We start from the raw sequence: 22,828 nt of genomic DNA on the forward strand, positions 1-22,828 counted from the left end.
TCAATCCTTGCTTGGCGCAACGATGGCGCCCTGTATCTGGTGGCGCGCCAGCGCCTCGGCCACAAAGCCGCTTGCCTTGATCTCTTCCACAAAATCGGACAGCCATCGGGCCACGGCCGTACCTCGTGTTTTTGGCACGCCCATGGCCTGCTGAATCACCATGAAGCGTCCAGGCAGCATGCGCAGGCCACCGCGCTGCGCCACACTTGCCTCCAGCTGGGTCTTGACGCCTGCGGCCACATCGCCCGTGGGCGCCAGAAACACATCAACCACCGCAGGCGATGTGGGCGCGCGCACGATGCTGGCGTGCCTGAGCTCGCGCGACAGGTACAGGTCGTACGCGCTGCCCTGGCCTACCACCACGGTATGACCCGGCACATCGACCTGCGCGTTGTCGGTGAGCGGCGAATCGCTGCGCACCATGTACGCCCCTTCGATCAGCACATAAGCAGCAGAAAACGCAATGCCTGCGCCGCGCAACGGATCGATGGCAAAAAAGCCGAAATCGGCCTCACCATTTGTCACCGCATCGACCGACTTGGCTGCCGCCTCGAACACCTGCAGCTCCAGCGGCACTCCCAACTGTGCAGCCAGGCGCTGCGCCAGATCCACCGAAACACCGGCAGGCGATCCATCGGCCTGCAGGCGCGCCAGGATCGGATTGCCCACATTGATGGCAGCGCGCACGCGGCCTGTGGGAGCGAAGGCGGAAACGATGTCGGCACCAGCAGTCATGGCAAGGCTTTCTTCAAAAACAAAGGCCTGCACCAAATAGGAATGCAGGCCTTGGATCGTTCATGGATGAGCGCGCGGCAGGCGCAGATCAGAACGGAATATCGTCGTCCATGTCGTCAAAACCCGAAGCCGCGCGCGGAGCCGGTGCTGGCATGGGTGCGGGCGCGGGGCGCGGCGCAGGCGCCTGTTGTTGGCGAGGGGCCATCGCAGGAGCCGGTGCGCGGCGTTGCTGGTAGCCGCCTTGGCCGCCACCTTGGCCACCACCGCCCTGATCGCCGTAGCCGCTGTCGCCATAGCCGTAGTCATCGCCACCGCCCTGCCCCTGGCCGCCTTGGCCTTGGCGGCTGCCCAGCATCTGCATCGTGTCAGCGCGGATTTCGGTGGCGTAACGCTCCTGGCCGGTGGCCTGATCGGTCCACTTACGGGTGCGCAGGCTGCCTTCCACATACACCTGGCTGCCCTTGCGCAGGTACTGCCCTACGATTTCGGCCAGACGGCCATTGAACACCACACGGTGCCATTCGGTGGCCTCCTTGTTCTCGCCGGTGTTCTTGTCGCGCCAGCGGTCGGTGGTGGCGATGGTGACGTTGGCGACCTGGTCGCCCGATGGGAAGGTGCGGATTTCAGGATCGCGGCCCAGATTGCCGACGATGATGACTTTGTTGACGGATGCCATGGTGGAAATGAGTCCTTGAAAAATGAGCGCCTACTATGCGTTGGCAGCCTTGCTGGCCCTGCGGCCTTCAAACGCCCATCACTGGTGAAAAACAGGTTCGTATCCTACCCCAAAGCGCAGCACGGGTGCGCGGCAGAGCCGACAGAAAAACAGGGCTTGGCCCACTCAGCGGCCCGAACCATTGCCAGCACTCACTTTTCCCGCGTCGCCACTGTCGTCTGCACGCGCCACTGGCCGTAGTGGCCAGGTCACCACCAACCACAGCAGCGTGAGCACCGCAGTGACAGCAAACAGATCCGCTGGCCCGGCCCACTTGGCCAGCGCGCCGCCCAATGCGCCGCCTGCAAACAGGCCCAGCGACTGCAAGGTGTTGTAACAACCCAGCGCTGCGCCACGCAGCGGCGCTGGCGCCATGCGAGAAACCAGGCTGGGTTGCGTGGCCTCCAGCGCATTGAAGCCACAGAAAAACACAAACATCAACAGCGCCATGCACCAGATGGTGGGAATGGAGCCACCAGCCGCCAGCATGCCCAGCCCCACCTGCACCACCAGCACCAAGGCGATGGCGCCCAGCAGGGCGGCACGCAGCCTGCCCTTGCGCTCCATCGAAAACAGCGCCCCCATGGCAACAAATGACAGCACCACTGCCGGCAGGTAGACATGCCAGTGCTCCGCCTTGGGCAGGCCTGCCTGCACCAGCATGGCAGGCACCGCCACCCACATGGCCATCTGCACGGTGTGCAGCACAAACACGCCGCCGTTCAAGCGCAGCAGATCGGCGTGCCGAAACACATCGCGCAAGCCGCCGCGCGGGCCATCGTGGTGCACCACCGGCTCAGGCGGAACCACCCACAGCACCACAGCAATCCCGGCCAGCGCCAGGCCACAGGTCAGCAGAAACAGGCCCGAAAGGCCGATATGCACCACCAGCAGCGGGCTGATCACCAGGGCCAGCGCAAACATCAGGCCAATGCTGGCCCCTACCAGCGCCATGGCCTTGGTACGCACGGCATCGCGCGTCTGGTCGGCCAGGAGCGCCGTCACCGCAGCCGACACGGCGCCAGCACCCTGCAATGCACGGCCGATCAGCAGCGTGTGCAGATTGCCCGCCAGCCCCGCGAGCAGACTGCCCGCAGCAAATACCAGCAGGCCCAGCACGATCACCTTCTTGCGGCCGAACCGGTCGGAGGCCATGCCCAGCGGCAACTGGCACACCGCCTGCGTGAGCCCATAGATGCCCATGGCCAGCCCCACCAGCGCCGGATCATCGCCACCAGGGTACTTGCGCGCTTCCAGCGCAAACACGGGCAGCACCAGGAACAGCCCCAGCATGCGCAGCGCAAAGATCAGCGCCAGGCTCACACTGGCACGCCGCTCGGCGGGCAGCATGGCGGATGAAGAAGAGGATGGGCGGGAGGAACGCGGCAAGGGAGAAATCAGAAGATGGGCCAAAAAAGCGGGGAAGCGGACAGTCAGCCCGCAGCGCGACAAGAATTATCGCCAGCGGCAAGTGTAGGGCGGCGCCGCAATCCTTACAGACAACAGGAAACAACACGCTTCCAAATCAATAGCTGCATGCGCTGATTTGGCTTATACAAACACCATCTTTTATCAATGTACTTGCGCGACATCAACATCTTTTTCCCGCCTTGGCATGGCCCATTTGCCCTGCACAACCCTGGCGCCAAAGTGTGCCGATCACACACAAAACCTGCTGGCTGGCTATCATGGGGAGTTTTGGTTCTCCGCGCCGCCCATGCCACCACGCACTCCGACCATCCCCACTGCCGCCCTCGATCTGCACGCCGAACTGGGTGAACCCCTGGCGCAGGACGACGGCCGCTACCTGGGTGCGCGCCTGGCGCACAGCCGCATCGCCATCCGTGGCGCACGCACCCACAACCTCAAGAACATCGATCTCGACATCCCGCGCCACCAGCTGGTGGTGATCACCGGTCTGTCGGGCTCGGGCAAATCGAGCCTGGCGTTTGACACCTTGTATGCCGAGGGGCAGCGCCGCTATGTGGAGAGCCTCTCGGCCTATGCACGCCAGTTCCTGGGCAGGCTCGACAAACCCGATGTCGACCTGATCGAAGGCCTGTCGCCAGCCATCTCCATCGAGCAGAAAGCGACCAGCCACAACCCACGCTCCACCGTCGGCACAGTCACCGAAATCCACGACTACCTGCGCCTGCTGTACGCCCGCGCCGGCACGCCGTTCTGCCCAGACCACAATCTGCCGCTTGCAGCACAGACCGTGAGCCAGATGGTGGATGCGATCCTGGCGCTGCCGCAGGATACCAAGCTGATGATCCTCGCCCCCGTGGCACGCGGCAAGAAGGGCGAATTCGTCGAGCTGTTTGCGCAGATGCAGGCGTTGGGCTATGTGCGCTTTCGGGTCGATGGGCAGATGTACGAACACGAATCGCTGCCGCCTCTGGCCAAGAACGAGAAGCACGATATCGACGTGGTGATCGACCGCGTCAAGATCCGCCCCGATGTACAGCAGCGCCTGGCCGAGAGCATTGAGGCGGCGCTGCGCGTAGGCGGCAACGAAGGCAATGGCCGCGTGCTGGCCATGGAGATGGACACCGGCAAGGAACACCTGTTCAGCAGCAAGTTTTCGTGCCCGATCTGCAGCTACGCGCTGGCGGAGCTGGAGCCACGGCTGTTCTCGTTCAACTCGCCCAACGGTGCCTGCCCATCGTGCGACGGTCTGGGCGTGCATGAGGTGTTCGATGTTGACCGCGTCGTGGCATTTCCCTCGCTGAGCCTCGCCAGCGGCGCGATCAAGGGCTGGGACCGGCGCAATGGCTATTACTTTGCAATGCTGGAGAGCCTGGGCCGCCATTACAAGTTCGATATCGAGCAGCCCTTCGAAGATCTGCCGGAGAACGTACGCCAGGTGGTGCTGTACGGGTCGGGCAGCGAAGACATTGCCTTCAAGTACGAGCTGGCCAGCGGCGAAAACGCAGGCAAGCTGATCACCAAGAAACACCCCTTTGAAGGCATCCTGCCCAACATGGCCAGGCGCTACCGGGAGACCGATTCCAGCATCGTGCGCGACGAGCTCTCGCGCTACCAAAGCGTGCAGCCCTGCCCCGATTGCCATGGCGCGCGCCTGCGCCGCGAGGCCCGCTTTGTGCGCGTGGGCGAAGGGGACGAAGCCCGCGCCATTCAGGATGTGAGCCATGTCACCCTGGCCGAAGCCTATGACTGGTTCAGCCACCTGCACCTCTCCGGCGCCAAGGCAGATATCGCCGCGCGCGTGATCCACGAAATCCGCACGCGCCTGCAGTTCCTCAACGACGTGGGCCTGACCTACCTCAGCCTGGACCGCAGCGCCGAAACGCTCTCGGGCGGCGAGGCGCAACGCATCCGGCTGGCATCGCAGATCGGCAGCGGTCTGACAGGGGTGATGTACGTGCTCGACGAGCCCTCCATCGGCCTGCACCAGCGCGACAACGACCGCCTGATCGCCACCCTGATGCACCTGCGCGACATCGGCAACAGCGTGATCGTGGTCGAACATGACGAAGACATGATGCGTGCGGCCGACCAGATCATCGACATGGGCCCGGGCGCTGGCGTGCATGGCGGCCGCGTGATGGCGCAGGGCAGCTATGCCGACATCTGCGCCAATGCGCAATCGCTGACCGGCCAGTACCTGAGCGGAAAAAAGACCATTGCCGTGCCCCAGCGCCGCACCCCCTGGCTGCCGGTGCTGGAGGGCACGGTGGGAGCGCCTGCGGGCAAGCCCGTGGGGGCCAAGGCGGAATCGCATTTTCCGACCGTGGAAGCCTCTCTTGCCAAGAAAACTCCCAAAAAAGGAGCAGCCAGCGCTCGCCAATCAAACGCCAGCAACGCATCCGTTATCAAAAGCATCGATCCGCACGCCGTACAGACCCTGCGTGTGGCAGGCGCCAGCGGCCACAACCTGCACCATGCGACGGTGGATTTTCCGGTAGGCCTGTTCACCTGTGTGACCGGCGTCTCGGGTTCGGGCAAATCCACACTCGTCAACGACACCTTATACGCTGCGGCGGCGCAAAAGATCAACCGCGCGCAAGGCGATGTGGCGCCGTATGACGAAATCGAGGGGCTCGATTACTTCGACAAGGTCATCAACGTGGACCAGTCCCCCATTGGCCGCACGCCGCGCAGCAACCCGGCCACCTACACTGGCCTGTTCACGCCCATCCGCGAGCTGATGGCCGAAACCAACACCGCCAAGGAACGCGGCTATGGCCCGGGGCGCTTTTCCTTCAACGTGGCCGGTGGCCGTTGCGAAGCCTGCCAGGGCGATGGCATGGTGAAGGTGGAGATGCATTTTCTGCCCGACGTATACGTGCCCTGCGACGTGTGCCACGGCCAGCGCTACAACCGCGAAACCCTGCAGGTCCAGTGGAAGGGCCAGAACATCGCGCAGATACTGGACATGACGGTGGAAGATGCGCACACCTTCTTCAAGGATGTGCCGACCATCGCGCGCAAGCTGCAGACCCTGCTGGATGTCGGCCTGTCGTACATTCGCCTGGGCCAGAGCGCGACCACCCTGTCGGGTGGCGAGGCGCAGCGTGTCAAGCTCGCGCAGGAGCTCTCCAAGCGCGACACCGGCCGCACGCTCTACATTCTGGACGAGCCCACCACCGGCCTGCATTTTGCCGATATCGACCTGCTGCTGAAGGTGTTGCACCAGTTGCGCGACGCGGGCAACACCATCGTCGTGATCGAGCACAACCTGGACGTGATAAAAACCGCCGACTGGGTCATCGACATGGGCCCCGAGGGCGGTGCAGGCGGCGGCCAGGTGGTAGCACAGGGCACCCCCGAAGAAGTGGCAGCCAACCCGGCAAGCCATACCGGGCGGTATCTGGCGCCTTACCTTCAGGCCTGAGCCCATCACTTTCAGACGCAGCCTGCCATCCGATGACCAATACCCAGGAACGCCACACTGCGCCTATGTCCGCGAGCCTGATTTTTCGCACCGCACACATTGCCGACCTGCCCGCCATCATTGCCTTGCTGGCAGACGATGCCCTGGGCCGCGAGCGCGAGGTGCTGGCCGACCCGCCAGATTCGCGCTACACGGCGGCATTTGAAGCCATCTGTGCCGATCCGAATCAACGCCTCGTGGTGGCCGAGCTACAGGGCCAGGTCGTGGGAACACTGCAGCTGTCCTTTGTGCCCGGCCTGTCGCACACCGGAGCATGGCGCGGCCAGATCGAATCGGTACGCATCGCTGCTGCATTGCGTGGCATTGGCGCTGGCCAGCAGATGCTGGAGTGGGCGGTGGCGCAGTGCCGTGAGCGGGGCTGCTCAGTCGTGCAGCTAACCACCGACAAAAGCCGCACCGATGCGCACCGCTTTTACCAAAAGCTCGGCTTCGAGCCCAGCCACCTGGGCTTCAAACGCAAACTGTAAGCCACTACTTCAAGGCACCAGGCGAATCAGTTTGCCGTCAGGCCCATCCGTCAGCAGATAGACCAAGCCATCCCCGCCCTGGCGTACGTCGCGGATGCGCTCGCCCAGCGATTCGTACAAACGCTGCTCGCCGGTGATTCGGCCATCCTGTACCTGCAGCTTGGCGAGACTGCGAGATTTCAACCCGCCCACCAGCAAACTGCCTTTCCAGCCCGCCCCGTATCGATCGCTGGTGACAAAGGCCATGCCTGATGGCGCAATGCTGGGCATCCAGTAGTGCAATGGCTGCTCCATTCCGGTTTTCTGCGTGCCCTCGCCAATCTTGCCGCCACCATACTCCTCGCCGTAGGTGATGACGGGCCAGCCGTAGTTCTTTCCGGCCTGCGGGCGGTTCACTTCGTCGCCTCCCTGGGGGCCATGCTCATGCTGCCAAAGCTGACCATCAGGCCCCATCGTCAGACCCTGGCTGTTGCGATGACCGTAGCTGTAGACTTCAGGCAGCACGCCCGGCTTGCCGACGAAGGGATTGTCCTTGGGCACGCTCCCATCTGTTGCAATGCGCACGAGTTTGCCGTGGTGGTTGTCCAGCTTCTGCGCATCGTCGCGGTATGCGTAGCGATCGCCCAGGCTCAGGAACAGCGTGCCATCGCGCGCCTGGGCAATACGGCAACCAAAATGCGCGCTGCTTTTGACCTTGGGGCGCTGGCTGAAAATTTGCTTCACATCTTCGAGCTGGCGCTCATCCGCTGCAACACGCGCGCTGGCGAGCGCAGTGCTGTTGGTGTCCCTGTCTTGCCCGGGTTCGCTGTAGCAAAAATAGATGCGGCGGTTGCTGGCAAACTGGCTGTCGGCCACCACGTCCAGCAAACCGCCCTGCCCACCAAATGCCACGCCAGGCACGCCTTTCAATTCGGCCTGCTTTGCGCCCTGGGCATTCAGCAGCCACAGCTTGCCGGTGCGCTCGCTCAGCAGCCAGCGCTGGTCGGGCAGAGGCGCAATCGCCCATGGGTTGGCCAGGCCGCTTGCCAGCACCTCGGGCTTGGGTAAGGCAGCCTGCGCCAGTGCCGCGCCCGCAGCCATACACACACCAGCAAAAACCGCCAGTTGGCGCGGTATGCACCAGCGCAGTGGCTTAGGCGACAGTGACAAGAACTTTGGTGCCATGGGTGCTCCTCCTGGTCGACTCCAGACAGTACCATGGCACTCATGCACCAGCACCCCAGTTCCCCTTCTACCGCATCCGATCCTCTCTGGGATTTCATCGTCATCGGCGCCGGCATGGCTGGCAGCGCTACCGCCTGGCAGTTGGCTGAGCGCGCATCCGTGCTGGTGCTGGAGCGCGAATCGCAGCCCGGCTACCACACCACGGGGCGTTCGGCCGCACTCTTTGAAGAGCACTACGGCCCTGCCCAGGTACAAGCGCTCACACGCGCCAGCCGCACGTTTTACGAGCAGCCGCCAGCAGACTTTGCCGAGCAGCCCTTGGTGGGCCCGCGCGGTGTGCTGTATGTGGCAAGCACCGACCAACTGCCGCAGTTGCGCAAGGAATTTGAGAACGCCCAGCGGCATTCCCCCAATGCCCGCTGGCGGGATGCCGCAGCCCTGAAGGCCTTGCTGCCCGCGCTGAACACCGAGGTATTGGTAGCCGGTTTTACCGATGATGGCGCCCGCGATATGGATGTGCACGGCCTGCACCAGGGCTTTTTGCGCGGTCTGCGCCAGCGCGGCGGCCAGTTGTGGACCGATGCCGATGTGCAAACGCTGCAATGGAATACCCAGGCGCAGCGCTGGATCGTGCAGCTGGCCGATGGCCGCAGCGCGCAGGCGCGCCACCTCGTCAACGCCGCCGGTGCCTGGGCCGATGAGATGGGGCAGTTGGCAAGTGCCGCGGCCATTGGCCTGACCCCCAAGCGGCGCAGCGCCTTTACCTTTGCCATGCCCGATGGCATGGACGGCCACGCCTGGCCAGCCGTGATCGATATCGATGAGCAGTGGTATTTCAAGCCCGATGCGGGCCAGTTGCTCGGCTCTCCCGCCAATGCGGATGCCACTACGCCGCACGATGTACAGCCCGAAGCGCTGGACATTGCCATCGGTATTGACCGCATCACGCAGGCCACGCAGTTCGACATACGCCGCCCCAAACATACCTGGGCAGGCCTGCGCAGCTTTGTAGCCGACGGAGAAATGGTGATTGGCTGGGATACCCAGGCGCCCGCGTTTCTGTGGGTGGCCGCACAGGGCGGCTATGGCATCCAGAGCGCGTATGGCTATTCGCTGCTCGCACGAAACCTGGCCCTGAACGAGCCACTCGATCCCGTGCTGCAGCAGCAGGGCGTGCAGCCCGCCGCGCTGTCGCCACAGCGACTGCAGCAACCGCAAAAGCTGTAGAAACAGCGAAAAGCGGCAAACCCAAGGGGCGCAGCAACGCAAGAAGCGCCGAGGCGTTCATGGAGCGCCAGCAACCGCATGCCGAGGTGCCCACAAGTACCGCCTTTGGCAGCAATACCGCAGTGCCAGCACGGCACTGCACCCCACTCTACACTGGGCAAAAACAGCACAACAACAGCTCTGCCGCCATGTCTTCTTCCTCTTCGTCGTCCCCCCCATTCAGCCCGCGGGACTTGATGCTCGCCATGGCAGTCGTTGTGATCTGGGGGGTGAATTTTGTGGTGATGAAATGGGGCCTGCGCAGCCTCACGCCCTTTGAGCTGGGCGCCATGCGCTACATCTGCGCGGCTTTTCCGCTCGTGCTGTTCATCAAGCCGCCCAAGGTGCACTGGCGCTGGGTGGTACTGTTTGGTCTGCTCCAAGGCGTAGGGCAATTCGGCTTTCTGTTCACGGCGCTTAAGGTGGGCATGACGGCGTCGCTGGCCAGCGTAATTCTGCAGACCCAGGTGTTTTTGACAGCGGTGTGGACCTGGGTGCTATTGCGTGGCAAGCCTGCACGCCCTTTGATTGCAGGCATGTGCATTGCTGCTCTGGGCCTGGGGTGCCTGCTGATCAATGAATTGCGCAGCAATGGCACGGGCGGAACCACACTGGCGGGACTGCTGCTGGTGCTGTGCGCGGCCACTTCGTGGTCATGCTCCAACGTGGTGGTACGCCTTGCACAGAAAGAAAACGCCAGCTACGACCCGGTGGCCTTCATCACCTGGGGTAGCCTGATGCCGATCATTCCGTTCATCGCGCTCTCGGCCTGGTTGGACGACGGTGATATTGGCAAGTGGACGCAGCTGCAGACCTGGCAACAGATTCCGCTGCTGGCCTGGGCATCCATCGCTTATCTGGGCTGGATTGCAACCACCATCGGCTATGGGCTGTGGACGCAGTTGATCCAGCGCTATTCAGCCAATCGTGTAGCGCCTTTCAGCCTGTGCGTACCGGTGATCGGCCTGTCTACCGGCATGCTGATGCTGGGTGAAAAGGTGACCCCCTGGCAATGGGCTGGCGCCGTGCTGGTGGTGCTGGCGCTGGTGGTGGTGATCTGGGGCGGAAGGCTGGTGGAGGCCGCGCGCAGGAAGCGCCTGTAAACTAGCCTCCTGCGCTGGACCATAAAACGCAATATGCTATTTATTTTATAGCGAATCGTACGCTATCAGCTCCACGCCTTTCCGTCACTCCTCGATGTTGGCGGCGTCGACGATCTTCTTGTACTTGGCAACTTCCGTCTTCAGGAAGACTGTCATGTCGACCTTGGGCGATGACAGCACATTGCCGGTTGCCTCCATCTTGGCGCGGAAGGCGGGCGATTGCAGGGTGTCATTCAGCGCAGCCTTGAGTTTGGCAGCCACCGGTGCCGGTAGCTTGGCTGGCCCCATCAGCGCAAACCAGCTGTTGATATCCACATGCCTGAACTGCGGGTTTTCAGCGAGAGCCGGGATATCCGGCGTCACGCTGGAGCGTTTCGCCTCGGTGGTGCCCAGTGCCACCACCTTGCCCGCCTTGATGTGCGGCAGACCCGATGAGAGCACGAACACACCGAATTCCAGGTTGTTGCCCACCAGATCGTTTGTGAGCGGAGCCACGCCTTTGTAGGGTACGTGGATCATGTCCAGACCGCCGCTTTGCTTGACCATTTCTCCGGCCAGGTGCAATGCAGTACCCACACCCGAGCTGCCATAGCTGTATTTGCCCGGGTGCGCCGCCACCAGGCGGATAAAGTCGTTCGCATTCTTGACGCCGGTGGAATGGGATGCCACCAGCACCATGGGCTGCGTGGCCACCAGGCCGATCGGCGCAAAATCCTTGAACACGTCGTACTTGACGGCCTTGTTGATCAATGGCGCAATCGCCATCTCGTTATTGGCCGATACCAGCAGGGTATAGCCATCCGCTGCGGCCTTGGCTACTTTTTGCGCACCGATTGCACCGCCCGCCCCGCCCAGGTTCTCGATCACGACCGGTTGTTTCAATCGGTCGGAGAGTTCGGTCGCCACGAGGCGCCCCACCAGATCGGTACTACCACCGGGCGGGTAGCCCACCACGATGGTGATGGGTTTGCTGGGGTAGTTGTCTGCCGCCAGCGCCGGGATCGCCAGAGCGCCGAGCGCCGCAGCGCAGAAAACCGGCATCATGTGCCGACGCTTCAAAAAGTAATGCATGGCCCTCATTGTGCCTAGAAAGGGGTCGCAGGCCAATCCAAAAAGATGGATTGCGCCCCAGACGCTATAGCGGCCGGTTCAACCGTTTTTCCACCTGACGGCGCTCCCAATCCGAGCCGAGAAACGGCACCCACTGGAACAGCCGGTTGGCCTGCAAAAGCAATGCCAGGCCCCAACCAAATGCGGGCCATACCACCCACCAGTAATCGCGCTGCGTAAAAGCGTTGATCACCGCCAACATCGCAATGATGGCGACATACAGCATCAATTGCCGGTAAAAGCGGCCAAGCTTGCGCACATGGCGCATTGCCAGCCATTCCTCTTGCGCGCGCTGCTGGTCGCTTGCAGCGGTAATGGGCGTTGGGGCTGGCGGTAAAGTGCCGTCAACGTCTGGAATACCCGTTGTCTGTTCGGATGCGTGCATGGCCGGAACTCCTCGTAATTGCTGAAAGTCCACCTCAAAGACGGACGCCAGCGATTTCCAGGTTTCGACCGTGGCACCACTGCCTTGCTCGATACGTTGAATGGTTCGCACGCTCAAGCCGCTCAGTTCGGCCAGTTGTTGTTGGGACCACCCTCGTTGCAAACGCAGTTTTTGAACCAGCATGTCATTTCTCCTGAAACATCGCCACTGCAATGTGCCAAGCTCGGGTGCGCAGCGCCACGCCAGCGACCCGCCATCCGCACGACAGAGAGCCGACAGGCGCTGGACAGTGCGCCTCAGCCCGCTGCGTTCAACACGTCCCGGGTCTGCATGGCTGCCAAGCGCGCCGCCTGCGCAAAGTCGTCACCGCCGGATGCATACAAAACGGCACGCGAGGAATTGATGATGATGGGGCCGCCGCCCATGCGGGCAGCCTTGACCGTGGCCACCGCATCGCCGCCTTGCGCGCCCACACCAGGAATCAACAAGGGCAGCGAAGGCGCAACTGCACGTACACGCTCGATTTCCTGCGGGCGGGTGGCGCCCACCACCAGGCCAAGCTGGCCATTGGTGTTCCACGGGCCTTGGGCCAGCCGCGCCACATGCTCAAACATGCGAGGTTTGCCAGGAACATCGGCCAGAACCTGTGCCTGCAGGTCATCACCGCCCGGGTTGGAGGTGCGGCACAGCAGGAAGGCGCCCTTGCCTTCGTACTTCAGGTAGGGCGTGATGGAGTCAAAGCCCATGAAGGGTGACAAGGTCACGGCATCAGCGCCATAGCGCTCAAAGGCTTCCTTGGCGTATTGCTCGGCGGTCGAGCCGATATCGCCGCGCTTGGCATCGAGAATCACTGGCACATGGGGCGCAACGGCACGCATGTGGGCCATCAGCTTTTCCAGCTGGTCTTCGGCGCGATGGGCGGCAAAATACGCGATCTGGGGCTTGAAGCTGTTGACCAGGTCGTGGGTGGCATCCACGATGGCGGCGCAGAAATCATAGATTCTGGACGCATCGCCCTTCATTCCGCCTGGAAAGCGGCTGGGTTCCGGATCCAGGCCCACGCACAGCATGGAGTTGTTTTGGGTGGCTGCGGCGCGCAGCTGGTCGATAAATGGCATGGGCCATATTGTAAAAGGCGGCCCTTCATCGCTTTTACGCAGCTGACTGTGCCATGCGGGGATTGCAGTTACCATCGCTGCCCATGCCTATCCTGTCGCGAAAACAACTGATTACATTGGCGCTGCTGACCCTGGTCTGGGGCCTGAACTGGCCAGTGATGAAGCTGGGCGTGCAGCACTTCCCCCCGCTGGCTTTTCGCGCCAGCTCCATGCTCATGGGTCTGCCCCTCCTGGCTGCGGCTCTGGTGGCGCTGAAGACGCCCTTCAAGGTAGAACGCCGCTACTGGGGGCGGCTATTGGTGCTCGGCCTTTTCAACATGGTGCTGTGGCATACCTTGATCATCATTGCCATTCCCTTGCTGCCCAGCGGGCGGGCAGCCATTCTGGGCTATACGATGCCTATTTTTTCAGCAGCCATCGGCGCCCTGTTCTTCAGCGACCGCCTGCCTGCTCGGGCCTGGGGTGGCGTAGCGGCAGCAGCGGGCGGGGTGTTGCTCTTGCTGTGGAACGAGATGGACAAGCTCGGCGGCAAGCCCACGGGTGTGGCGTTGATGCTCGTCGCTGCCGGCAGCTGGGCGCTGGGCACGCAGTTGCTGCGGCGCAGCACGATTCCTGCCCCGACGCTCACACTCGCCTTCTGGATGACGGTGGAAACCGCCATCTGCCTGTGCGTGCTGACCACGGTGCTGGAACGCCCGCAGTGGCATGCCCCCGATGCAATGGCCTGGATGGCCATTCTTTTCAATGCCATCCTGGTGATCGGCTTTGCGCAGGTGGCCTGGTTCTTTCTGGTGCGGACCCTGCCACCGCTGGCATCCACATTGAGCGTGATGATGATCCCGGTACTGGGCGTCTTCAGCGGCGCATGGTGGCTGGGCGAAGTTCTGCATTGGCAGGACTGGACGGCCGTGGCGCTGATGGTAGTGGCGATCGCGTCGGTGCTGTGGCCAAGCAAGGCCAGCACCCGGGCATAGCCTGGCGTGTTTGCGGGCGGCCATTGATGGCATCTGGCGGCTCTTCCCCGCTGTACCAGCGCCAACACCAGGTTTTCTGTCGCCCATCTGCAATAAAAAAGTGCACTATCAAAATGATAGTGCACTGTGCTCTTCAGATGGGCGCCAGCCCATGTTTGACTTAGCGTGGCGCGTTCACCAGACGGGTCACATCGCGGTCATTGGGCAATGCATAGTCGTAACCTGCGAGGATACGGCTGTCTTCCGTACGCACGAGTTTGAGGCTGACGTAGGTGAAGTTGGCTGCAGGCGAGTAGGTGCCCACCACTACCATTGAGGCATTTTGGCTGCGAGCAATGTCACGCATTTCGCGCGACAGCATCAGCTCACCAGTGCCTTCGCGTACATACAGATCGGTGCGCAGTTTGACTTCCTTGACATGGAAGCCACGGGCAGTCATCTGGTTGGCGTAGATCTCGGACAGCGTGCGGCCCAGCGGTGCCGAGGTGCTGGTGTTGTTCACATTCACCACGGTTGCCACCAGCACGGGGCCAGTGCCCACCGCTTGAGGCGCCACAGTGGCCGTCAGCTTGTTGATGGCATCCTGGCTGCTGGCCAGGAAGTTGTTGGCATCTGCAGCCTGGTAGGTAGGCTCGGTACGAACCGTGCTCACCGGCTGGGCAGGTACGCCCCAGGTGGAACAGCCTGCCAGAACCGAGGCAGATGCGAGGGCTGCAATGGAAGTCAGTCGCATCATCATTTGTTCACCACCTTCATGTTCACTGCACGATAGGCTTCGGTCTTGGCGAACTGGCCAACGGAGGCGTTATCCACATAGTACACATTGGACTTGCGCGCCACGTACTGTCCTTGACGCAGCACGGTCGAGGTCAACAGCACTTCCGAATAAGCGGGCGCGCCGGCAGCGGTAACAGGCTGGTAATCAGCATCGCCAATGGTGGCGCCAAAGCCGTAGTAGCCATTGCGGTTGTAGCCATCCGGCGCTTCGGGGCTGTAGCCGCCGACATGCTGAAGGTTGTGGTGCACGAGCTTGGCGTCGTAGCTCAGCTCCAGCTGTTGGCCTGGGGTGTTGTAGACGGAAGCGCCGTTTTGCACCAGCTTGGTCACCACCAGCTCGTGGAACACGGTATCAAAGGCGCTGGCATTCTGTGGCAGGGCCACATACAGCGGCGTCTTGGCATTGAGGCCATTGCGCTCCAGCGTAGCCATGGTTTCTGCCACGACGTCACTGGCCATCAGGTCCCAGTGGCCAGCGGCGCGCACCTTCATTTGGGTTGGTTGCGCATAGTTTGCGCCGTATGGAACGGGGGCCTCTACTGCGCAACCCGTCAATGCGAGCACAGCGCCAGCCAGCGCTGCAGCTCCAATGGTCTTTTTCAATGCCATGTTTTCCCTCCTCGGAATTGGAATGTGGGCGAGCCTATCCCCGCCCATGCTTGCTTCCATTGTTGTAGATGTGGCGGCGCAAAGACAAGAAAAACGATCCAAAGTGCGAGAACAACGAAGCATTTTGTTGTTTTTGCTCACACTTTAGATTTATCTCTTGCATGCGCCCACAACTGGATGCACCCCGACTTCAGCCGTTGGCGCGCTTTTCCAGGATCTCGAATGCAGGCAGCGTTTTGCCTTCCAGCACTTCGAGGAAAGCGCCGCCGCCTGTCGAGATATAGCCGACCTTGTCTTCAATGCCGTATTTGGCAATGGCTGCCAGCGTGTCGCCGCCGCCAGCAATACTGAAAGCAGGCGACTCAGCAATCGCCGATGCAATGGCCTTGGTGCCACCGGCAAACTGGTCGAATTCGAAGACGCCAACCGGGCCGTTCCAGACGATGGTGCCCGCCTGCTTGAGCTGTTCGGCCAGCCGGGCCGCCGTCTCGGGGCCAATGTCCAGAATCATGTCGTCGTCGGCCACATCGGTCGCCTTCTTGACGGTGGCAGGCGCATCGGCTGCAAAGGCCTTGGCCACCACCACATCGGTCGGAATGGGTACATTGGCGCCACGCGCCGCCATGGCGTCAATCACCGCCTTGGCTTCTCCCACCAGATCGGCTTCTGCCAACGACTTGCCGATCTTCAGGCCAGCGGCCAGCATGAAGGTGTTGGCAATGCCGCCGCCCACAATCAGTTGGTCCACATTGTTGGACAGCGATTGCAGAATGGTCAGCTTGGTCGATACCTTGGAGCCCGCGACAATGGCTGCCAGCGGGCGTTTGGGGTTGGCAAGCGCCTTGCTGATGGCATCGATCTCGGCAGACAGCAGCGGGCCGGCGCAGGCAACCGGGGCGTACTCGGCAATACCGTAGGTGGTGCCCTCGGCACGGTGGGCAGTGCCAAAGGCATCGTTCACATAGATATCGCAGAGCTTGGCCATCTTCTGCGCCAGCTCTGGAACATTCTTTTTCTCGCCCTTGTTGACGCGGCAGTTTTCCAGCAGTACGACCTGGCCGGGCTGCACATCGACGCCGTCGACCCAGTTGGCAACCAGCGGCACATCGCGGCCCAGCAGTGCGGCCATGCGTTTGGCGACGGGAGCGAGCGAGTCTTCGGGCTTGAACTCGCCTTCGGTCGGGCGGCCCAGGTGGCTGGTCACCATCACAGCTGCACCGGCCTTCAAGGCCATCTCGATGGCGGGCACCGACGCACGCACGCGCGTGTCCTCAGTGATGTCACCTGCATCATTCAACGGCACATTCAGGTCAGAGCGGATGAATACGCGCTTGCCTTGCACCTTGCCCTGGGCACACAGATCGGAGAAACGGAGAATGTTCATGGAATGGTCGTCACAGAGTCAAAAAACCGGAGGGGCAGCATGGCGGCTGCCGGAATTGCCGCCATTGTAGAGGCGCCGTCCCGGCACGCGCAGGTGCCAATGGCGGCCTGCGTCCCTGCAGTGATAGAGATCAAAGGAAAATCGGCCGCCAGCGCGCCACCAGCAAGCGCATCTGCATCAAAACCAATAGCAGATCACCAACCAAGACCAATGTGCAACGGCAGATACACTGCCATGCCAACCACGATGGTGCCCAGAATGCCGCGCTTCTTGAAGTAATAGATGGTGGCGCAGACCAGGGCTGGAATGCGCGCATCCAATAGCGTGGTGATGAGGTGGCCCTGGGTCATCAGCACCTCTGGCGCAATGACGGCGGTGAGCGCCGCCAGCGGTGCGTATTTGAGGCCGCGCTTGAGCCAGTCCGGCAGCGGCAGCTCGTTTTTCGGAATCATGAAAAACGCGCGGGTGATGACAGTGATCACGGTGAGGCCGACGATGGCCGCCAGTTGGTAGAGCAGCTCCCAATCTTCGGCGCTCATCGCACATGCTCCTCGTGCACGGGCACGGCACTGGTGCCATCATCGGGCTGCTCCGGGCCGGGCGAAGGCAGTGGCTTGCTTTTGGCCACGACGACGATTTTGGGTTTGCGCCCGCGCTGGTCAACGGCTTCCACCAAGAGGCCAATCGTCACGGCGCAGGCAATTGCCACCAGGATATTGAGCTTGAGCGGAATGCCATAGGCTGCAATGGCTGCGGTGGCCGCAATCACTGCAGATACCTTGGTCGCGCGATCAATCAGCATGGAATACAGCACGCCCAGCAGCGCCAGCACCCCCGCAAAACCCAGGCCCCACTCAAGCGGCACCACATTGGCCAGCAGGATGCCGGCAATCGAGAAGCCTTGCCAGGCCACAAAGTTGACCGACGACGCCCCCCAGAAGTAGTACACCTGCTGGGGCTTGGGCACAGGTGCGGTATAGCGGCGCATGAAGGCCACAAAAATCACATCACCACTGAAATAGCCAATGCACAGCCGGTGCCACAGCGGCAAGTGCGCAAAATAAGTGCGCCACATGCTTGAGAGGATGACAAAGCGCAGATTGACGCATGCCGCCGTGAACCACACCACCCACAACGGCGCACCAGCCGCCAGCAGCGGCAGCACGGCCAGCTGGGCACTGCCGGCATACACGACCAGCGACATGAAGATGGCCATCGGCGCCGAGATACCCGCCTTGACCATGGCCACGCCAGTCACCAACGCCCAGGCGGCAATGCCCACTGCAGTGCCGGACATATCGATCACCCCGGCGCGAAAGCTCGGGTGCTCGGTTGCGCGGCGCAGCTGCTGCAGGGTCATGCAGCCGCCGGTGCAGATGGATCGTCGCCCAGGATCTGGCCTGCCTGCAGTGCATGGCCACGCAAAAAGTCTGCAGCCTTCAAGCGCTTGCCGCCGGGACGCTGCAGCTCGGTGATACGCAAGGCTCCGTTGCCACAAGCCACCACCACGCCTTCATCAGATGCAGACAATATCTGGCCAGGGCGCGCTTGTGGATGACGCTCTTTGCTATCAATTTCTGCAGACCAGAGCTTGACAACTTCGTCGCCCATGCGGGTAGACGCAGCAGGAAACGGGTTGAATGCGCGGATGCGGCGGTCGATCTGCTCAGCGCTGTCGCCCCAGTGAATGGTGCTTTCCGCCTTCTCGATCTTGTGCGCGTAGGTGATGCCTTGCGCAGGCTGCGGTGTGCGACTCAAGCCGCCGCAGACGCTCATCTCCAGCGCCTCCACGATCATGCGTCCACCCAGATCGGCCAGTTTGTCGTGCAGGCTGGCAGTGGTGTCGGTATCGGCGATCTTCAGGCGCTCGATCAGGCACATGTCTCCGGTATCCAGACCGATATCCATCTGCATGATGGTGACGCCGGTCTCGGCGTCACCCGCCTCGATGGCACGGTGGATGGGCGCAGCACCGCGCCAGCGCGGCAAAAGGCTGGCATGGATGTTGAGGCAGCCCTTGGCGGGCAGATCCAGCACCCATTGGGGCAGGATCAGCCCGTAAGCGGCCACCACCATTACATCAGGCTGCGCCGCGAGCAAGGCCTCGCGCGCAGCTGCCGCCTCATCCGGGTATTTGCCATCCAGGCGCAGGCTGTGCGGCTGGCTGACGGGGATGTGGTGGTCCAGCGCGCACTGTTTGACGGGCGAGGCCTGCAGCTTCATGCCACGGCCTGCCGGGCGGTCAGGCTGGGTCAGCACCAGAGGCACGTCAAACCCGGCGGCCAGCAACTGCGTGAGCGCCACGCGGGCGAATTCCGGCGTGCCGGCAAATACTACTTTCATGTCGTTTGGTGGTGGCGCAAAGCCACTGTCATCGGCTGGCTTGCACAATGGCTGCAAGCCGCTTGTTAATCGCGCTGGCGCGGCTCAGGCGTGGGCTCGTCCATGAACATCAGCTTTTGCACAACGCCCTGAGGATCAATGTGTACATGCGCAAAACGCTTGATGTTATTGTCCCAGAAGCGGTAGGTAAAGACGCGGCCCTTGAAACTGTAAACCTGCGTGACTTCCATCGGCGGCCCAAAATCCTGCAGCAGTTGCTGCTCGGTGTACTGGCCGTTGCGGATGGCGCCAAAGTTCTCGGCCGTCAACACCTGTGTCGTCGACTGCAACTGGCCATTGGCACCAAAGCGCAACTGGAAGGCCTCTCGCCCCATGGGCTGGGTAGAGTAGAGCCACCGCTCACCCCCATCATCGGTTTTGACCACCGAAAACGGCGCGCCCAGCTTGGCCTGCACGGCCTGCGTGCTATCACCCGGCTTGAACTGTGTGGGATAGACACAGCCAGCAAGCAACAGCCCCGCCGCCAACACCACGCACAACCTGTGCAGCAGGCTTGCCGGACGTCGGCCCGCCGCCTGAAAGTACGCAGTGCGATGGCTCAGGGGCGTGTGCATCTCAGCCCTTCGCGTCTGCCAGATCGCGCTTTTGCTGCTTGACCAGCTTGGTTTTGATGCGATTGCGCTTGAGCGGCGAGAGGTATTCGACAAACACCTTGCCCATCAGGTGATCCATTTCATGCTGGATGCAGATGGCCAGCAGGCCCTCGGCCTCGATCTCACGGCTTTCGCCCTTTTCGTTCAGCGCCTTGATCTTGACGGCCACCGAGCGCTCGACACCATCGTAGATGCCGGGCACCGACAGGCAGCCCTCATCGCCCACCTGCTTTTCATCGCTGGCCCAGAGAATTTCCGGATTGATGATGACCATGGGCTGGTCGCGCTCTTCGGACACATCGATGACGATGACACGCTCGTGCACATCGATCTGCGTGGCCGCCAGGCCAATGCCGCTGGCGTCATACATGGTGGCCAGCATGTCCTGGGTGAGCGTGCGGATACGGTCGTCCACCGCTGCAACAGGTTTGGCCACCTTGTGCAGACGGGGGTCGGGATAGCAAAGAATCGGCAGAATTGTCATGGATTTGGTCTGTGAATGTCGTTATTTTCGCCACTTTTGCTCGCCAATGCCCGCCTGGCTTGCAATAATCATTGATCGATCAAGGGCTTGGCCCGAGAATCAGAGTGAATTACAAACGATTGAACGCTGGACGGCTTGCAGCCCGCCAGCGCCTGTGAGGGAGTCACCCGGCAATGCCAGCATCTACGCCAACCCAGCCACTGTTCCGCCATCTGCGCACCACCGCCGTTGCAACAGCCATCGCATCGGCCTTCATTACCAGTTTCGCGGCAACGCCAGCGTCACAGTTGCCTGTGAGCGCCCAGCAGCGCAGCACCGCCCAGAAAGTGGCATCGCAAGGCATTCCTGAAAACGATCTGGCGGCCAACGCGCCCGAAACCTATGTGGTCAAACGCGGCGATACGCTGTGGGATATCTCGCGCATGTATCTGAAGCAGCCTTGGCGCTGGCCCGAGCTGTGGGGCATGAACCTCAAGACCATTGCCAATCCGCACCTTATTTACCCGGGCCAAACCCTGTACCTGGAGCGCAAGGATGGCTTTGCGCGCCTCGTCACTTCGCGCAGCGGCGAGGATGAAGTCATCCGCATCTCTCCGCGCGTGCGCAGCGAAAGCCTGTCTGGCAATGCATTGCCTGCCGTGAACCAGCGCCTGATCGAAGCCTTCCTGGTAGAGCCCGAGGTACTGGCAGAGGGCGAAAGTGAAAAGGCGCCACGCCTGGTGGGCGCCACCCAGGAGCGCGCCCTGCTCTCCCCTGGCGATCGGGTGTATGGACGCTCGGCCGACAACTCGCTGGAAATGGGCCAGGAGCGGCAGTTCTACCGTGTCTTCCGCAGCGCGGTGCCTATGAAAGATCCGGAAACCGGCGCCATCCTGGGCTACGAAGCACAGTATCTGGGCAAGGTGCAGCTGGTGGCCGGCGAACGCCAGGAAACCACGCTGGATGTGAAGGGCCGCCAGCACACCGACCCCGTACCGGCATCGCTTGATGTCACCTCGGTAAAGGAAGAAATCCGCATTGGTGACAAGCTGCTGCCCATGCCGCGCCTGCAGGTGACGAGCTACGTGCCCCACGCGCCTGATGAGCACCTGCAAGGCAGCGTGTTGTCGATCTACGGCAGCAATTCCGTGGCTTACGCCGCCCGAAACAACGTGATCGCCATCAACCGCGGCCAGGCAGACGGTGTGGAGTTGGGCCACGTCTTCCGCCTGATGACGCGCGGCGCCCGTATCAAGGACAAGACGGATAACGACCAGACCGTGATCAAGCTGCCCAATGAGGTCAATGGCCTGGCCATGGTGTTCCGCACCTTTGACAAGGTGTCCTATGCCTTGATCCTGGAAGCCAAGGAAGGCGTGAAGGTGGGCGACGCCCTCATCTCGCCCGACTATCGCCCCTGACAGGTACGCTCTCCACCCGTCGCGCAGCCCTTGAACCATGAATGAACAAGCACTGCGCGACTGGATTCAACTGACGGCAACGCCCGGCCTGGGCAACACATCCGTTCGCCGCCTGCTGGCACAGTTTGGCCTTCCAGCACGGATTCTGGCGCAGCCCGCATCGGCGCTGCAATCCTGCATCTCCGCAAACCAGGCGCAAGCCCTGCTCCAGCCATCGGATGCCATCCGCAGTCTGCAAACAGCGACCTGCGCCTGGCTGTTTGCGGCGCCATCATCGTCGCTGCGGCGCCACATCATCACGTTGGGCGACCCGGACTACCCGGGCCGCCTGCTGGAAACCGCCGATCCTCCGGTGCTGCTCTACGCGCTGGGGCATGAACAATGGTTTGGCACAGAAGGTTTGCTCAAGGCCTGGCCGGACAAATCCCTGGCGATTGTTGGCAGCCGCACTCCCACTGCGCAGGGCAATGCCAACGCCCATGCTTTTTCTCACGCACTTGTTAGCCAAGGCGTGAGTGTGGTGTCCGGCTTGGCGCTGGGTATTGATACGGCTGCGCACCAAGGTGCTCTGGCTGCACCGCCTCTTGAAACCCCGACAACCATCGCCGTGATCGGCACAGGCATTGACCGCGTCTACCCCAAGCACAACCATGCATTGGCTCAGCAGGTTGCGGAGCGCGGACTGATCGTGAGCGAATACCACCTGGGCACGCCACCGCTGGCGCAGAATTTTCCCAAACGCAACCGCATCATCTCCGGCTTGGCACTGGGCACGCTGGTGGTCGAAGCCGCGCCAGAGTCCGGTTCGCTGGTAACCGCGCGCCTGGCCAACGAACAAGGGCGCGAAGTGTTCGCCATTCCTGGCTCCATCCACTCACCCCAAAGCAAGGGCTGCCATGCGTTGATTCGGCAAGGGGCCAAGCTGGTCGAAACAGTGGCCGACATTCTGGAGGAGTTGCCAGCGCTCCTCAAACCCAACCCAGGCAATCCGGCTTCTGACGCTCCAAAGCTCGGCACAGCCGCGCCCAACAACCAGCAGCCCGAAAGCAACCCATTGCTTGCAGCCCTGGGTTATGAACCAGCAGATCTGGATAGCCTGTCGGCCAGGACAGGCTGGGATGTCCCAACCTTGCAGATCCAGTTGCTGGATCTGGAGCTGCAAGGCCAGATAGCGCGCCTGCCAGGCGGCCTGTACCAGCGCCAGGCCAGCGGCTGACCCACCG

At 62.1% G+C, this 22,828-nt stretch carries 22 protein-coding genes; 7 read left to right on the plus strand and 15 right to left on the minus strand.

Translation table 11 applies throughout. The features are described from left to right. The 3 genes from HNP33_RS00980 to HNP33_RS00990 form a co-directional block, all read right to left on the minus strand. Positions 1 to 735, minus strand: a complete 735-nt coding sequence (locus tag HNP33_RS00980; RefSeq protein WP_184704330.1) for an ABC transporter substrate-binding protein — start codon at positions 733 to 735, stop codon at positions 1 to 3. 88 nt (positions 736 to 823) lie between these two features. After that, positions 824 to 1,411, minus strand: coding sequence for a single-stranded DNA-binding protein (gene ssb / locus HNP33_RS00985; protein WP_184704332.1), 588 nt, complete (start codon positions 1,409 to 1,411; stop codon positions 824 to 826). Positions 1,412 to 1,576: 165 nt separating this feature from the next. Next, a complete protein-coding gene (locus HNP33_RS00990) occupies positions 1,577 to 2,800 on the minus strand; it encodes an MFS transporter (protein WP_184704733.1) in 1,224 nt (407 codons plus the stop codon). 367 nt (positions 2,801 to 3,167) lie between these two features. Here HNP33_RS00990 and uvrA point away from each other — a divergent pair, with 367 nt between their 5' ends. Both uvrA and HNP33_RS01000 read left to right on the plus strand, forming a co-directional pair. Further along, positions 3,168 to 6,308 carry an excinuclease ABC subunit UvrA gene (gene uvrA, locus HNP33_RS00995; RefSeq protein ID WP_184704334.1) on the plus strand — a complete coding sequence of 1,047 codons (3,141 nt, stop codon included), beginning with the start codon at positions 3,168 to 3,170 and terminating at the stop codon, positions 6,306 to 6,308. A 65-nt stretch (positions 6,309 to 6,373) separates the two neighbouring features. Next, entirely contained in the window at positions 6,374 to 6,835 is a 462-nt protein-coding gene (locus tag HNP33_RS01000) for a GNAT family N-acetyltransferase (RefSeq protein ID WP_184704335.1), read from the plus strand. Positions 6,836 to 6,844: 9 nt separating this feature from the next. Here the strand turns inward: HNP33_RS01000 and HNP33_RS01005 are convergent, their stop codons facing one another. After that, on the minus strand, positions 6,845 to 7,999 hold the full coding sequence (locus HNP33_RS01005) for a PQQ-dependent sugar dehydrogenase (RefSeq protein WP_418903810.1): 1,155 nt from the start codon (positions 7,997 to 7,999) through the stop codon (positions 6,845 to 6,847). A 33-nt stretch (positions 8,000 to 8,032) separates the two neighbouring features. On the opposite strand from HNP33_RS01005, the gene HNP33_RS01010 reads away from it, so the two are divergent. Both HNP33_RS01010 and HNP33_RS01015 read left to right on the plus strand, forming a co-directional pair. After that, positions 8,033 to 9,226, plus strand: coding sequence for an NAD(P)/FAD-dependent oxidoreductase (locus HNP33_RS01010; protein ID WP_233464193.1), 1,194 nt, complete (start codon positions 8,033 to 8,035; stop codon positions 9,224 to 9,226). A 188-nt stretch (positions 9,227 to 9,414) separates the two neighbouring features. Further along, the gene (locus HNP33_RS01015; protein ID WP_184704337.1) at positions 9,415 to 10,368 is read left to right on the plus strand and encodes an EamA family transporter; all 954 of its coding nucleotides are present in this window, start codon (positions 9,415 to 9,417) and stop codon (positions 10,366 to 10,368) included. 84 nt (positions 10,369 to 10,452) lie between these two features. Here the strand turns inward: HNP33_RS01015 and HNP33_RS01020 are convergent, their stop codons facing one another. The 3 genes from HNP33_RS01020 to pyrF all read right to left on the minus strand — a co-directional run bounded on the left by HNP33_RS01020 (position 10,453) and on the right by pyrF (position 12,981). Then, positions 10,453 to 11,439: a Bug family tripartite tricarboxylate transporter substrate binding protein gene (locus tag HNP33_RS01020; protein ID WP_233464195.1), complete on the minus strand. Its 987-nt coding sequence runs from the start codon at positions 11,437 to 11,439 to the stop codon at positions 10,453 to 10,455. Positions 11,440 to 11,503: 64 nt separating this feature from the next. Next, on the minus strand, positions 11,504 to 12,046 hold the full coding sequence (locus HNP33_RS01025) for a helix-turn-helix domain-containing protein (protein ID WP_184704341.1): 543 nt from the start codon (positions 12,044 to 12,046) through the stop codon (positions 11,504 to 11,506). Positions 12,047 to 12,159: 113 nt separating this feature from the next. Continuing rightward, the gene (gene pyrF / locus HNP33_RS01030) at positions 12,160 to 12,981 is read right to left on the minus strand and encodes an orotidine-5'-phosphate decarboxylase (protein WP_184704343.1); all 822 of its coding nucleotides are present in this window, start codon (positions 12,979 to 12,981) and stop codon (positions 12,160 to 12,162) included. 83 nt (positions 12,982 to 13,064) lie between these two features. Here pyrF and HNP33_RS01035 point away from each other — a divergent pair, with 83 nt between their 5' ends. Continuing rightward, on the plus strand, positions 13,065 to 13,955 hold the full coding sequence (locus tag HNP33_RS01035; RefSeq protein ID WP_184704345.1) for a DMT family transporter: 891 nt from the start codon (positions 13,065 to 13,067) through the stop codon (positions 13,953 to 13,955). A 160-nt stretch (positions 13,956 to 14,115) separates the two neighbouring features. Here HNP33_RS01035 and HNP33_RS01040 read toward each other — a convergent pair whose 3' ends face one another. The 8 genes from HNP33_RS01040 to def all read right to left on the minus strand — a co-directional run bounded on the left by HNP33_RS01040 (position 14,116) and on the right by def (position 20,205). After that, positions 14,116 to 14,688, minus strand: a complete 573-nt coding sequence (locus tag HNP33_RS01040; RefSeq protein ID WP_267906691.1) for a FlgO family outer membrane protein — start codon at positions 14,686 to 14,688, stop codon at positions 14,116 to 14,118. Between the two features lie 2 nt (positions 14,689 to 14,690). Further along, the gene (locus tag HNP33_RS01045; protein ID WP_184704348.1) at positions 14,691 to 15,341 is read right to left on the minus strand and encodes a hypothetical protein; all 651 of its coding nucleotides are present in this window, start codon (positions 15,339 to 15,341) and stop codon (positions 14,691 to 14,693) included. Between the two features lie 190 nt (positions 15,342 to 15,531). Then, positions 15,532 to 16,725: a phosphoglycerate kinase gene (locus HNP33_RS01050; RefSeq protein WP_184704350.1), complete on the minus strand. Its 1,194-nt coding sequence runs from the start codon at positions 16,723 to 16,725 to the stop codon at positions 15,532 to 15,534. A 194-nt stretch (positions 16,726 to 16,919) separates the two neighbouring features. Further along, positions 16,920 to 17,264, minus strand: a complete 345-nt coding sequence (locus tag HNP33_RS01055) for an AzlD domain-containing protein (RefSeq protein WP_184704352.1) — start codon at positions 17,262 to 17,264, stop codon at positions 16,920 to 16,922. After that, complete coding sequence (locus HNP33_RS01060; protein WP_184704354.1) at positions 17,261 to 18,085, minus strand: AzlC family ABC transporter permease; 825 nt, start codon at positions 18,083 to 18,085, stop codon at positions 17,261 to 17,263. Before HNP33_RS01060 ends, HNP33_RS01055 begins: the two co-directional genes overlap by 4 nt. Further along, a complete protein-coding gene (fmt, locus tag HNP33_RS01065) occupies positions 18,082 to 19,068 on the minus strand; it encodes a methionyl-tRNA formyltransferase (RefSeq protein ID WP_184704356.1) in 987 nt (328 codons plus the stop codon). The genes HNP33_RS01060 and fmt overlap by 4 nt, the downstream gene beginning before the upstream one ends. Before the next feature lie 65 nt (positions 19,069 to 19,133). Next, positions 19,134 to 19,682 carry a hypothetical protein gene (locus tag HNP33_RS01070; RefSeq protein WP_233464196.1) on the minus strand — a complete coding sequence of 183 codons (549 nt, stop codon included), beginning with the start codon at positions 19,680 to 19,682 and terminating at the stop codon, positions 19,134 to 19,136. Between the two features lies 1 nt (position 19,683). Beyond that, entirely contained in the window at positions 19,684 to 20,205 is a 522-nt protein-coding gene (def, locus tag HNP33_RS01075) for a peptide deformylase (RefSeq protein ID WP_184704358.1), read from the minus strand. A 173-nt stretch (positions 20,206 to 20,378) separates the two neighbouring features. Here def and HNP33_RS01080 point away from each other — a divergent pair, with 173 nt between their 5' ends. Next, complete coding sequence (locus HNP33_RS01080; protein ID WP_184704360.1) at positions 20,379 to 21,605, plus strand: LysM peptidoglycan-binding domain-containing protein; 1,227 nt, start codon at positions 20,379 to 20,381, stop codon at positions 21,603 to 21,605. Between the two features lie 37 nt (positions 21,606 to 21,642). Further along, complete coding sequence (gene dprA / locus HNP33_RS01085; RefSeq protein ID WP_184704362.1) at positions 21,643 to 22,821, plus strand: DNA-processing protein DprA; 1,179 nt, start codon at positions 21,643 to 21,645, stop codon at positions 22,819 to 22,821. Positions 22,822 to 22,828: the final 7 nt, after the last annotated feature.

It is taken from the genome of Comamonas odontotermitis (genome assembly GCF_014207855.1).
In the GTDB taxonomy this organism is placed as follows: domain Bacteria; phylum Pseudomonadota; class Gammaproteobacteria; order Burkholderiales; family Burkholderiaceae_C; genus Comamonas; species Comamonas odontotermitis_A.